General features: G+C 69.6%; 3 protein-coding genes. 2 read left to right on the top strand and 1 reads right to left on the bottom strand.

Features of this window, described 5'->3' with window-relative positions:
• Positions 1–207 precede the first annotated feature (207 nt).
• A complete protein-coding gene (locus V4U86_RS26945) occupies positions 208–1,305 on the top strand; it encodes an NAD(P)H-dependent amine dehydrogenase family protein (protein ID WP_395308895.1) in 1,098 nt (365 codons plus the stop codon).
• A gap of 7 nt (positions 1,306–1,312) precedes the next feature.
• Here V4U86_RS26945 and V4U86_RS26940 read toward each other — a convergent pair whose 3' ends face one another.
• Positions 1,313–12,286, bottom strand: a complete 10,974-nt coding sequence (locus V4U86_RS26940) for an SDR family NAD(P)-dependent oxidoreductase (RefSeq protein WP_395308894.1) — start codon at positions 12,284–12,286, stop codon at positions 1,313–1,315.
• Between the two features lie 376 nt (positions 12,287–12,662).
• Between V4U86_RS26940 and V4U86_RS26935 the strand changes: the two genes are divergently transcribed.
• Positions 12,663–14,069 carry a condensation domain-containing protein gene (locus V4U86_RS26935; RefSeq protein ID WP_395312229.1) on the top strand — a complete coding sequence of 469 codons (1,407 nt, stop codon included), beginning with the start codon at positions 12,663–12,665 and terminating at the stop codon, positions 14,067–14,069.
• Positions 14,070–14,095 lie beyond the last annotated feature (26 nt).

Raw genomic sequence — 14,095 nt, 5'->3', positions numbered from 1 at the left:
GACTGGACTGCACTAAGTTACCCACCAGTAACTGCACTCAACTATACCGGCGAGTAACCTCCGCGCAAAGCGTCCTGGCGCAAATTCTGCACACTCACCCAACCCGGTGGTTGATTGGGCAGTCCTGGGGGCAGGGAAATCCAGCCTGAACTGGCATTTCTTCGAAAATGTGATGCTGGCCACGCCCGCGATGGCACCCTCGGCAGGATGAACCGGATCAAGCGTGTGGCGGTATGGGGAACAGGCAACATGGGCGCGACCGCGATCCGCTCCGCGGTCGCGTTTCCGGGCCTGAGCCTGGGCGGGGTGATCACCTCGTCGGCCGAGAAGGCCGGCCGCGACGCCGCCACCTTCGCCGGTCTGGCCGCCGACACCGGCGTACGGGCCGTCACCGATCCGGCCGAGGTGGATGCCGTCCTCAAGGACAGCGACGCGGTGGCCTACATGGCCTCCGGCGACATCCGGCCCGAGGAGGCCATCGCCGACATCGAACGCGCCCTGCGGGCCGGCGCGCACGTGGTCACCCCGTCGCTGTACTCGCTCTACGACCCGCGTTCGGCACCCCCGGACTGGGTCGACCGGCTCACCGCGGCCTGCGTGGCCGGTGACGCCTCACTCCTGGTCAGCGGCGTCGACCCGGGCTGGGGCAACGATGCGCTGGCGGTCACCGCGGCCAGCCTGTGCACCCGCATCAACACCATCACCTGCCAGGAGATCTTCGACTACTCCACCTACAACCAACCGTTCGCGGTCAAGGTGTCCTGCGGGTTCGGGGCCGCCATGGAAGAGACCCCGATGATGCTGCTGCCGGGCATCCCGACGATGGTCTGGGGCGGCAACGTCCGGCTCATCGGCCGCGGCCTGGGCATCGAGATCGACGAGATCACCGAAGAGGTCGAGCGGCTCGCGCTCGAACAGACCGTCGACACCGTGATGGGGCCCTTCCAGAAGGGCACCCAGGGGGCGTTCTATCTGAAGGTCATCGGCTGGTCGGGCGGTCGGCAACGGGTCATCATCGAACACATCACCCGCATCCACCCCAGCTGCGCGCCGGACTGGCCCCAACCCGACCAGGGCGTCGGCGACCACCGGGTGATCGTCGACGGCGACCCTCAACTGACCATCACCACCCGCGCCGACGTGCCCGGCGGTACCCGCGCGGACGGCGGCAACACCACGGCCGCCAACCGTCTGCTCGGCGCCGTCGAATGGCTGGCCGCCCAGCCCGCCGGGATCTACGACGGGCTGGACGTACCGCTGCGCTCGACGCTGGCACCCGAGGCGCAGGCAGCGCGCTGGGCCTGACCGGCCGCTAGCTCGTCGCGGTCTCCGTCTCGGACGCCGGTTCGGCCTCGGCCGGCGCGGCCTCCGCGTCGGGCAGCTGCGACACCAGATGCTCGGCGAGCTCGCCGATCGTCGGATAGTCGAACACCGCCGTCGGGCTGATGTCGAACTTGCCGCCGAACTGGCCGAAGAGTCGGTTGCGCAACTCGACGGCCATCAGGGAGTCGGTACCCAGGTCCAGGAACCTGCTCGACGCCGCCGGCGGCTGCGCGAGCCGCAGGAAGCCCTGCACCTCGCGCTGCAGGAACTCGGTGATGAATCCCGCGCGGGCCGCCACCGGCAGCTCCTGAAGCTGGCGCAGCAACTCGCTGTCGCCGGTGACCGCACCGTCGGCGCTGGGCAGCACCTGATCCAGCAGCGGCGGACGGATCCCGCCCAGCATCTTCGCGGTCCGCTGCCAGTTCGCCTTGAGCACCGTCGCCTGCGCCGTCCCGTGCCGCATCGCCTCACCCAGCGCGGCCAGCGCCGCCGAAGGCTCCAGCGGCATCATGCCCTGCGCGCTGAGGTTGGCCAGCGCGGCCTGCGAGGTCGCCATACCGCCGCTGCCCCAGGGGCCGAAGTTGACCGCGGTCGCCGGCAACCCCTGTGCCCGGCGCTGTGCGACCAGGCCGTCGAGCAGCGCATTGGCGGTGGCGTAGTTCGCCTGCGCCGGTGAACCCAGCACCGCCGACGCCGACGAGTACACGATGAAGAACTCCAGATCATCGCCCTTGGTCAGCTCGTGCAGATGGTGCGCACCATAGGCCTTGGGGCCCAACGTCCCCCGGAAACGCTCCAGGCTCTGTTGCGGCACCAGGGCGTCATCGAGCACACCGGCCAGGTGCGCGACGCCGGCCAGCGGGGGCAGCTCCGACCGGATCTTGTCCAGCAGCGCGGCCACCTCGGACTCGACGCCGATGTCGGCGGACAGGACGTGGATCCGGCAGTGGTACCGCTCGGTGATCGCGTCGATGGCCTGCTGGGCCTCGGCGTCGGGGGCGCGACGGCTGGTCAGCACGATGTCCCCAGCACCGAGTTGGGCCAGGTATGCCGCCGTGTGCAGGCCGAGTGCGCCCAGTCCACCGGTCACCAGGTAACTCCGGTCGCCATGCGGCTGAAGCGGTTTCGGCATCTGCACCACGATCTTGCCGATGTGGCGGGCCTGCTGCATGCGGCGGAACGCCGTCCTGGCCTCGGTCAGCGGGTAGACCTCCGCGGGCACCGGAGTCCACACGCCCGTGGCCAGACCCTCGGACACCTCGGCCATCAGACGCTGGATGTGGTCGGGATCGCTCATCATCGTGACGTCCAGCGCGACGATCTCGTAGGCGATGTCGGGACGCACCGCCGACATCTGCGCGGGCGTCCAGATATCGCGCTTGGCGATCTCGGCGAACCGGCCGCCCTGGGCGGTGGCCCGCACCGTTGCTTCGATGAAGCCCTCGTTGGTCAGGCTGTTGAGCACCACATCGACACCCTCGCCGTCCGTGTCGGCGAGAATCTGGTCCGCGAAATCCGTTGTGCGCGAGTCATACACGTGCTCCACACCCATCGCGCGCAGGGTCGCGCGCTTGTAGGTGCTGGCGGTGGCGAAGACCGTCGCCCCGTGCTGGCGCGCCATCTGCACCGCCGCCAGCCCCACGCCGCCGCTGGCCGCGTGGATGAGCACCCGGTCGCCCGGACGCAACTGCGCCCAGTCGAACGCCAACCGCACGGTCAGCGCGGCAGCGGGAATCGTGGCGGCATCGACCGCGCTGATCCCCTCCGGCACCGTCGCCAACAACTGCGCGGGCACGTTCAGCCGGCTCGCGAAGGCGCCCTGCATGGAACCGAACACCCGCTGGCCGACCTCGAATCCGGTGACGTCGGAACCCACCTCGGTGACCACACCGCACAGGTCGCCGCCGATCGGGCCCGGATCGCCGGGGTAGAGGCCGAGCACGTTGAGCACGTCCCGGAAGTTGAGGCCGGCGGCCTCGATCCGGACCTGCACCTCATGCGGTTTCGGTGCGCTGACCTCGATCTCGGACAGCCGCAGATTGTCGATCGCACCCCGCTCGGTCGGTGCCAGCGCGAAATCATCCGAGCGCGGCATCGGCAGATGCCCGCTGCGCGCCCAATGCAGCAGCCGCGATACCAGGAACCGGCCCTGGCGCACCGCCATCTCGGGTTCGGTGACCGGCGAGCCGAGTGCCTCGGCCAGCCAGCCCAGCGACTCGTCGGTCCCGTCCCCGTCGACCAGGCGGACCCGCAGGGTCGGCTGCTCGGCGATCAGGGTGCGGCCGAAGCCCCACAGCGCGGCCTGCACCGGATCGACCGGTTCGCCGGGTTCGGTGGCCACCGCGTTCTCGGTGACGATCCACAATCCACCGGCCAGCGTGCTCTTCTGCTCGGCCAGCGCGGTCTGGGTGGCGGCCAGCAGCGCGGCGACCTCGGTCTCCAGGCGCTGGGCGAGGTCCGTGGTCGGCACGTCCAGACCGGTCCGTCCGCTACTGCGCCAGACGATCCCGGCCACCGGCGCGCCGCGCTCGGCGGCCGCGGCGAACGTCTGCTGCCAGGCGGTCGGGTCGGTCGCCTGCTCGACGACGACGGCTCCGGGCTTCGATGACGCCAACGCGTCGTGCCCGGCGATCAGCCAGGTGCCGTTGGCGAGCGCCTCGTCCTGGGCCTCGTCGCCGGTTCCCGGCGCCGCGCACTCCTGCCAGCCCACCGTGTACAGCAGGCGGGTCGAATCGCCTCCGAGGCCACGCAGCAGCGCCTCACGCGGTGCGCGCTTGACGGTGAACTCGCGGATGCCACCCAGCCGATGCCCGTCGCGGTCCACGAAATCGATGTCGAAGACCAGGGTTTCGCTGTTGAGCGGGCCCTCGTGCCAGCGCGCCCGGCAGTAGAACCGGCGCGGCATGTTCGCCTGCACCTGGACCTGCCCGTAGCGCAGCGGCAGGAACAGGTCGGTCAGGCCCTGCTCGGCCGCCAGCACCGCCGGGAACGCCGGGAAGGCGACACCCGTGCAGAGGTCGAGCAGCACCGGATGGATCGGCTCGCTGCCCAGGTGCTCGGCGAGGTCCTCACCGACCGAGACATCGCCGATGGCCTCACCCTCACCGACCCACAACGACTTCAGCGAGGTGGACCAGGTGGGGCCCCACGCCAGTTCCATGTCGTTGAAGATCTCGAACAGTTCCTGGGGCCGGGTCCGGTTCATGGCCTCGACGGCCTCATCGGGCGCGACCTCGGACAGCGCCTCGACCCCGTCCGCGCCCGCACCCAGGCTGCCGTCCGCGTTCAGCGACCACTCGGCGTCACGCACCCCGTAGGGCCGGCTGTGCACCTGGAACTTCCACCCGTCGTCGGTCGGGTGCAGGGTGAGCTGAACCTCACGGGAAGCCTTGTCGGGCAGGACGATCGGCTCGTAGAAGTAGACGTCCTTGACGTGCGCCGGAGCGCCCGCGGCAGCCAGTGCCATCGCCGCGTAGGTCGCACCGGGCACCACGACGGTGCCGTAGATGACGTGATGTGCCAGCCACGGCTGCGTCTTGACCGAGAACACATTGCTGTACACGGTGTCCCCGGAGGCCAGATCCTTGGCGCTGCCCAGGATCCCGGACGTCGACACCGTCCCGGAGCCCATTCCCACCACGGCGGCCTTGGGCCAGTAGCGGCGGCGCTGGAACGGGTAGGTGGGCAGCTCAAGCCGGTTCGCCGCCTGGTGTGTCGCGGCGAAGTCGGGCCGGTGCCCGCTGATGTAGGCGGTGGCCAGCGCCTCGGTGATCTGGCGCTGGGCATTGGCGCCCTTGCGCAGGGACACGATCGTCCGGGGCGCCGCCGCGGAGTCGGGCCAGCTCTGCAGTGCCGCGGCGGTGAGGATCGGCTGCGGACCGATCTCCATCAGCACCGAGCAGCCCAGGGCCGCGACCGTGCGCACGCTCTCGGTGAACTGCACCGGCTGGCGGGAATGCCGCCGCCAGTACTGGGCGTCGATCGGGGTCTCGGCCGTCAGCACCGTGCCGGTCCGGTTGCAGACCAGCGGCAGGGTGGGCGTGGCGTACTCGAATTGCCCAGCGAACGACTCGAATTCGTCGAGCACCGGATCCAGCAGCTCGGAGTGGAAGGCGTGGCTGGTCTCCAGCCAGGTGCAACGCGCACCCTCACCGGTGCAGGCGGCGACGATCTGCTCGAGGTCCTCACCCGGCCCGGACAGCACCGTGTTGCGGCCGTTGTAGGCGCCGACCGAGACCCGTCCGAACGCCTCCGCGGCATGCTCCACGTACTCGGGATCGGCGAACACGGCGACCATCCGGCCGCCGGCGGGCAGGCTGCCGAACAGCCGCCCACGTTCGGCGATCAACCGGGCCCCATCCTCCAGGCTGAGGACACCGGCCACGCAGGCCGCGGCGTACTGGCCGACGCTGTGGCCGAGCACGACGTCGGGTTCGATGCCCCACGACTGCCACAACCGCGCCAGTCCCATTTCCACGGCGAAGATGGCCGGCTGGGCAAACGAGGTGTGCTTCAACGTTTCCGCGGCCTCCCGGCCGGTGTCGAAGATCGCATCCAGCAGCGGCCGGGACAGCATGCCGTCCACCGCCTGCGCGCACTTGCGGACCGTCTCGGCGAACACCGGTTCCGACTCGTACAGTTCGCGCGCCATACCGGGGTACTGGCTGCCCTGCCCGGGGAAGAACCACGCGGTGGTGGGCGGGTCGGTGCACTCACCGCGCACCACGCCCGGCCGCAGCCGGTTGGCCACCAGATCATCGAGCAGCATCTTGGCTTCGGGGACCGTATTGGCGACCACCGCGGCCCGGTGCTCGAAGTGCGACCGTCCGGCGCCCGCCGTGTAGGCCACATCGGCGATCGAGGCGTCGGGATGGGTTTCCAGCCAGGTCGCGTACCGCTGCGCCAACGCCAGCAGACCCTGCGACGAGCGTGCCGACAGCGGCAGCACGCTCAGCGGTTCCTTGGCGGCCGCCGTACCGTCGGCGTCGTCGGCCACATCGTCTGGCGTCGCCGAAAGGGGTTGCGGCGCTTCCTCGATCAGGACATGGGCATTGGTGCCGGTGAACCCGAACGCGCTGATGCCGGCGCGGCGCGGCTTGCCGTTGGTGAGCCACGGCGTCGGTTTGTCCACCACCTGCACGGGCAGGTCGGCCCACGGGATATGCGGGGAGGGATTCTGGAAGTGCAGGGTCTGCGGCAGCAACTCGTTCTGCAGCGACAGCACCACCTTGACCAGACCGGCGACACCGGCCGCCGATTCCAGGTGCCCGACATTGGTCTTGGCGGTACCGATCAGCAGGGGCCGGCCCGGGTCCCGGCCGGCGCCGTACACCGCCGCGGCGGCCTGCACTTCGATTGGGTCACCGAGCGGGGTACCGGTGCCGTGTGCTTCCAGGTAGTCGACGTCCCCACCGGAGAGCCCGGCACGATTCAACGCCGAACTGATGAGACGTTGCTGGGCACCACCATTGGGCACGGTCAGACCACTGGACGCACCGTCCTGGTTGACCGCGCTGGCGCGGATGACCGCGGAGATCCGGTCACCGTCACGCTGCGCGTCGGACAGCCGCTTGAGCACCAGCACGCCGCAGCCCTCGCTGCGCACGTAACCGTCGGCGGCCGCGTCGAAGGTCTTGCATCGGCCGTCCGGGGACAGCATCCGGGCCCGCGACGCCGCGACGACGGATGCGGGACTCAGCAGGACGTTCACCCCACCGGCCAGCGCCATGTCGCAGTCACCGGAGTGCAGCGCCTGCACCGCCTGATGGACGGCCACCAGCGAGGAACTGCAGGCCGTGTCCACCGCCATCGCCGGGCCCTCCAGGCCGAGCGTGAACGACACCCGGCCGGCGATGGCATTGAGCGCGTTGCCGGTGATGAAATGCGCTTCCAGGTTCTCCACCGAGTCGCCGGACAGCAGATGCGAGTACTCGTTGGCGCCCACACCGACGAACACGCCGGTGCGGCTGCCGCGCAGGGTTGCCGGCCCGTACCCGGCGCGCTCCAGGCCCTCCCAGGCCAGCTCGAGCATCAGCCGCTGCTGCGGATCGATCCAGACCGCCTCGCGGGGCGAGATGCCGAAGAACTCCGGATCGAAACTGTCGACGCTGTCCAGGTAGCCACCGCTGCGGGTGTAGATCTTGCCCGGCGTCTGCTGATCGGGGTCGTAGTACTCGTCGACGTCGAAGCGGTCCTCGGGGATCTCGCGGATGGCGTCCACCCCGCCGGCCAGCAGGTCCCAGTAGGAGTCCGGATCGGGTGCCCCCGGGAAACGGCACGCGACGGAGATGATGGCGATCGGTTCGTCGACTGCCGAGGTGGCCAGCGACACCGGTTGCGGGGCAGCCTTGGCCGCACGTTCGTTGAGCTTCAGTACGTCACCGAGCAGGTAATCGGCCATGTCGGTGAGCCGGGGATGATCCATGGCCAGGGTGGCCGGCAGCTCGGCGCCGACCGAGCCTTCCAGCCTGCGCCGGAGCTCCACGGCCATCAGCGAATCCAGTCCGAGGTCGAAAAGCCCGGTTTCCTCCCGGATTTCGGCGGCGTCGATCTGGGTCACCTCGGCGACCGCGTCGCGCAGTTCCTCCAGCACCAGCTTCTTGCGCTGCTGGACCGGAGCTGCGGTGAGCCGCTCGACGAGCGGGGTGGCTCCGGCGGCCGCCGCCACCGTGGACGACGATTCGGGAACCTCGCCGGCGACTTCGGTCAGCAGTGCGCGTTTCCCGGTCTGCAGGTAGATCGGCAGGAAGCGCGCCCAATCCATGCGTGCGACCACGCCGTGCGAACCGGCGCCGACCATCAGGTCGGCCATGCCGGCCAGGGCGTCGGCCGGCGAGAGGGTGTGCACGCCACGCCGATCCAGCTGGGCGCGGGCCTGTTCGTCGGCCATGCCCGCCGCCCACGGCCCGAAGTTGACGCTGACAGCCGGCACATCCTGCTCCCGCAGCCGCCAGGTCAGTCCGTCCAGGAAGGCGTTGGCGGCACTGTAGGCGCTCTGGCCGTAGCTGCCCCACACCGCCGAGATCGAGGATGTGCAAACGAAGAAGTCCAGCTTGATATCCGCCACGGCCTCGCTCAGATACCAGGCGCCCCAGACCTTTCCGGAGAACACCCGGTCCAGTTCGGCGGGGTCCAGATCGCTCAGCGGTGCGGTGCTGTTCTCGCCGGCCGCGTGCACGATGCCCGCCAGCGGCGGGAGTTCGGCCGCGATGGTGTCGATAAGGTGGGCCACGTCGTGCGGATTGGCGACGTCGGCAGTGATCACCCGGACCGCGCAACCGTGTTGTGCGGTCAACGCGTCGATGCGTTCCTGGGCGGCCGCCCCGGGGGCACGCCTACTGGTCAGCACCAGGTTGCGCGCCCCGTGCCCGGCCAGGTATCCGGCGATCTCCAGGCCCAGCGACCCGAGGCCGCCGGTCACCAGATAGCTGGCGTCGGCACGTAATTGGAGCGCGGTCGGGTTGGGCTGGCCGGTGCGCCGGACCAGCCGCGGCACGTGGACGGACTGTCCGCGCAGGGCGAGCTGGTCATCGCCGGCCGGCGCGGTGCCGATGTAGGAGACCAGACGTGCCCAATCGACCTCGGCGCCACTGACATCGGCGAGCCCACCCCACACCTGCGGGTACTCCAGCGCGACGGCGCGGCAGAACCCCCACAGGCTGGTCTGCTCGGGTGACACCGAGTCGGTGTCGAGGATCCGCTGTGCATCGTGGGTGAGCACCCAGATCGGGGCGCGCAGGTCGGCGGCCGCCGCCGCGCGGAACAGCCGCTGGGTGCCGCCCAGCACGCGATGCTGCATCCGCAGCAGGGACCGCATCGACGGCGCCGCGGTGCTCTCCAGAGCCGCGGCATGCAGGATGCGCAACGTGGGTTCACCGTCGACCGCGGCCCGCAGCTCGGCGACCAGCAGTGCCTCGTCGGCATCGGAGGACGGCACGCCGAGCACCCGGTAGCGGTGTCCGTGGGTGCTCAGCGCGTCCAGCAGCGGTCCGACGATCGCGGTGTCATCGCCGATGACCAGCCACGCCGAGCCTTCCCCGGCCGGCGGCGGGGAGGCGGGAGCCGAGACCGGCCACCGGATTTCGTACCGGGAATCCGCGATGGACAGCGCGTCGCGCTGGCGGTTGTGTTGCGCGGCAAGCTTGCTCAGCACATCTGCGGCGGTCTGGGTGCCGCCCGAATCGTCGAGCAGGGCGGCCAGTTCCTCGATGCGGCCGTCTTCGAGCAGACGGACCGCCTCGGTGCGGACGGCCGAACCGGACGCGGTGGACGCGGTCTGGGCGGTCTTGTCCCGGAACCAGTACTGCCGGTGCTCGAACGGGTAGGTGGGCAGGTCGACCTTGCCGGCCGCTCCCGGCACGAGCGCGTCGAAGTCGGGCAGATGACCGGCCACGTAGGTGTGCGCCACGGCCTCGGCGATCTGCCGGTGGTCGGCGCCGTTGCGGCGCATCGACGCGACCGCCCGGGGCGGGTTCGCCGGGTCGGGCCAGGCCCGCATCGCGGCGGCGGTCAGCACCGGTTGCGGCCCGACCTCCACCAGCACCGCGCAGCCGAGTTCGGCCAGCGTCGCGACACTCTTGGCGAACTCGACGGGCTGGCGGGCATGGCGGCGCCAGTACGCTCCGTCCAGCTTGGCCGTGCGGCCGAGTGCCGACCCCGTCCGGTTGCACACCAGGATCCGTTGCGGTGCAGCGAATTCGAACTGGTTCGCGTATGCCTCGAAGGCGTCCAGGGCCGGGTCGAGCAGCGCCGAGTGGAAGGCGTGGCTGGTGTCCAGCCAGTCGCAGCGCACCCCGTCGGCGGTCAGTCCGGCCACCGCGCGCTCCAGATCGGTGCCGGGGCCGGACAGCACGGTGTTGGCGCCGTTGTAGGCGGCCACCGACAGGCTCGGGTACTCGTCGGTGAGCCGTTCGACGCGGTCGGCGTCGGCGAAGACGGCCGCCATCCGGCCGCCGGCGGGCAGTTCGCCGAACAGTCGGCCGCGCTCGGCGAGCAACCGCACACCGTCTTCGAGGCTGAACACACCCGCCACGCAGGCCGCGGAGAACTGGCCGACACTGTGCCCGAGCACCACGTCGGGCTCATAGCCCCAGGACTCCCACAGCCGGGCCAGGCCCATCTCGACGGCGAAGATCGCCGGCTGGGCGTTCTGGGTCAGCCGCAACCGATCGTTGCCGTCGGCGTCGAAGATGATCTCCAGCAACGACTTTCCGTCGCCTCCGAGCGCCGCGGCGCACCGGTCCAGGGTCTCGGCGAACACCGGCTCGGTCTCGTAGAGCTCACCGGCCATACCGGCGTACTGGCTGCCCTGGCCGGGGAACAGCCAGGCGGTCTTCGGGGCGTCGGCACAGTGACCGCGGACCAGCCCGGGCGCGGGGCGGTCATCGGCCAGCGCGCCGAGCAGTTCGCGTGCGGAGTCCAGCGAGTTCACCACCAGTGCGGCACGGTGCTCATGATGGGCCCGGCCGGCGCCGGCGGTCCGGCCCACTGCGGCCAGATCGGCATCGGGATGCTCGGTGAGCCAGGTGCGGTAGAGCTCCGCGGTCTGCACCAGCGCGGCCGGGGTGCGCGCCGACAGCGGGAGCACGGTGAACCGACGGGAGTCGGGGGACTCGGCGGGCACCGCCGGGGTGGGCACCGGCGGTTCTTCGAGGATGACGTGGGCGTTGGTGCCGGAGAACCCGAACGAGCTCACCCCGGCGATCCGGGGGCGGCCGTTGCGCTGCCAGGCGGTCGCCTCGTCCACCACCCGCACCGGGATGCGCTCCCAGGGGATGTGCGGTGAGGGGTTGCGGAAGTTCAGGTGTTTGGGCAGTTCCTGGTTCTCCAGGGCCAGCACGACCTTGAGCACACCGGCGACGCCCGCGGCGGCCTCCAGGTGACCGATGTTGGTCTTGGCCGAGCCGATCAGCAGCGGTCGGTCGGCGTCGCGTCCCTTACCCAGTGCGGCGGCCGCGGCCTGGACCTCGATCGGATCGCCCAGCGAGGTTCCGGTGCCGTGCGCCTCCAGGTAGTCGACCTCGTTCGGGGCCAGACCGGCGCGCTCCAGCGCCTCGGCGATGACCCGCTGCTGAGCGACGCCGTTGGGCACCGTCAGGCCGCCGGAAGCACCGTCCTGGTTGACCGCGCTGCCGCGGATGACCGCGCGGATCCGGTCGCCGTCGCGCAGCGCATCCTCGAGGCGTTTGATGACGATGACACCGCAGCCCTCACCGCGCACATAGCCGTCGGCGGCAGCGTCGAAGGTCTTGCACTTGCCGTCGGGCGCGAGCATCCGGGACTGCGAGAAGGTGATCATGGTGGCCGGGCTGAGCAGCGCATTCGCGCCGCCGGCCAGAGCGAGGTCGCACTCGTCGAGCTGCAGCGCCTGGCAGGCCTGGTGGATGGCCACCAGCGAGGAGCTGCAGGCGGTGTCGACGGTGACGGCCGGGCCGTGTAAGCCCAGCCGGTAGCTGATCCGGCCCGCGCCCGCGGCGCCGGATGTGCCGATGGCCAGGTAGGCCTCGATCTCCGGGTAGGTCAGTTCCGAGGACGCCATGCCCAGGTAGTCGTGGGTGGACAGGCCGACGAACACGCCGGTGCGGGAGTTCGCCAAAGCTGTTGGGGCGGTACCGGAATGCTCCACGGCTCGCCACGAGGTCTCCAGCAACAGCCGGTGCTGGGGATCCATCAGCCTGGCCTCGCGCGCGGACACCCCGAAGAAGGGTGCGTCGAACCCGGTGACGTCGTCGACGAAGCCGGCCCGGCGGGTGACGACCTTGCCGGCCGCGGCGGCGTCGGAGTCGAAGAACTCGGCGGCGTCCCACCGGTCGGCCGGAATCTCGCTGACGGCGTCGCGCCCGTCACGCAGCACATCCCAGTACTGGTCGGCATCGGCGGCGCCGGGAAGGCGTGCGGCGTAGCCGATGATCGCGAAGCGAGGTGTCTGCTCCGCGGACGGGACAGCATTGTCGGTAATTGCCATGGTTGTGCTCTCCGCGTCGTGAGTGTCTGTGCCCGGCGAGAGACCGCGTCAGGCCAGGGGGTATGCAAGCGGCTTGTCTTGCGAACGGCTCGAACTTCGACCCGACAGCGGCGCGCTGGATCTCCCGACAGCCACGGCCGGCTCGTTTTCCCGCTCGTCAGTATTGCATGTGGGTTGCTGACCTAGGCGGTTTCGGGTGAGCCCGCAGACGGCCGCGGAATCGGGCGTCCCGGCGGTCCGCGGTGCTGCGGAGCGCCTGCTCGGGCGGTGCCCACCGGGGTGTGGCAGCGATCACGGTGCTCAGCCGCTATCGTGAAGTCGCCGTCGGGGCATGCCGCACCGCCGCCGCCGTCGCTTTCGACCCCGGAGGGAAATTTTGCACATCGGGAAGATCACCATCGGCACAATCGAGGATTGGTCGCCGAAACCGGGTGTGGTCACCTCCTGGCACCCGACAAAAACCGCGCGGGAGAAAGCACTGGAAGCGCCGGTGAGTACGGTCCCGGTCAGCTATATGCAGTCCCAGCACATCCGTGGCGTCTACAACCAGGCCGCCGCCGGGCTCGACTACTCCCGGCAGATCATCGCCACCTGCGAAGTTCCTGGTGTATGCGATATCGACGCGATGAACCAGGCGCTCAACGCCTACCTGCGCAGGCACGACACCTACCGGAGTTGGTTCGAATACGAGGGCTCCGGCGATATCGTCCGGCGCGCCATTGTCGACCCCGACGATATCGAATTCGAGGCGGTCAATCACGGGCAGATGGCGCCCGAAGATGCGCGTAAACACATTGTCGACATTCCCTCCCCATTGGAATGGGGTTGCTTTTCTTTCGGAATTGTCCAGAGCGAAGAGTATTTCGAATTCTATGCCAGCATCGACCACGTCCACGGGGATGCGGCGCTGATCGGGATCACGATGCTCGAGGCCCAGGGCATGTACACGTCGCTGTCCGAAACGGGGCAACCGATGGCACTTCCGGAGGCCGGACGTTTCGATGATTTCTGCATCCAGGAACGCGCGGCCACCTCGGATCTCACCGTGGATTCGCCCGATGTCCAAGCCTGGATCGAGTTTGCTGAAAACAACAACGGGAGTCTTCCGGAATTCCCGTTGCCGCTCGGGGATCCGAATATCCCGACCGTTGCCGACATGGTCGGGGACCTGCTGCTGGATGCCGAGCAGACCGAGCGGTTCGAGGCGGCCTGCGTGGCGGCCGGTGCCCGCTTCGTCGGCGGACTGTTTGCCTGCACGGCCATGGTCGAACACGAGCTGACCGGCGCCCCAACGTATTACGGACTCACCCCGCGCGACACTCGCAGGACGTCGGACAACTTCATGACGCAGGGCTGGTTCACTGGCCTGGTGCCGATCACCGTTCCGATCGCCGCGACCACGTTCGCCGAGGCGGCCTGGTCGGCGCAGAGTTCGTTCGACTCCGGGCTCGCGATGGCCCGCGTTCCGTATCACCGTGTCCTGGAATTGGCGCCATGGCTGGACACACCGCGCCCGAACTTTCCGGTGTCGAACTTCTTTCACGGGGGCGCGGCGCCGCTCAATGCGGTCCTTGCGGCCGCCGATATGGGCTATACGAACAGCATCGGTATCTACTCCGATGGCCGTTTCTCGTATCAGCTCACCATCTACATATTCCGGTACGAGGCCGGCACCACAATGTCGGTCGTATACCCGGACAACCCGGTGGCGCAAAAGTCGGTCGCCCGGTACATCGAGGCGATGAAGTCCGTATGCGAGCGGGTCGCCGGCGGCACTTGGTGACGCCCACAAATGCGCGTGGGGCGTCG

Source organism: Mycobacterium sp. AMU20-3851, from assembly GCF_043974665.1.
GTDB lineage: Bacteria > Actinomycetota > Actinomycetes > Mycobacteriales > Mycobacteriaceae > Mycobacterium.
This window is presented reverse-complemented; position numbering and strand designations above follow the sequence as displayed.

What these genes read in the sequence shown, in the direction of transcription:
- V4U86_RS26945 (WP_395308895.1), top strand. Translation starts at nt 208, where the DNA reads ATGAACCGGATCAAGCGTGTGGCGGTATGGGGAACAGGCAACATGGGC.
- V4U86_RS26940 (WP_395308894.1), bottom strand. Translation starts at nt 12,286, where the DNA reads ATGGCAATTACCGACAATGCTGTCCCGTCCGCGGAGCAGACACCTCGC.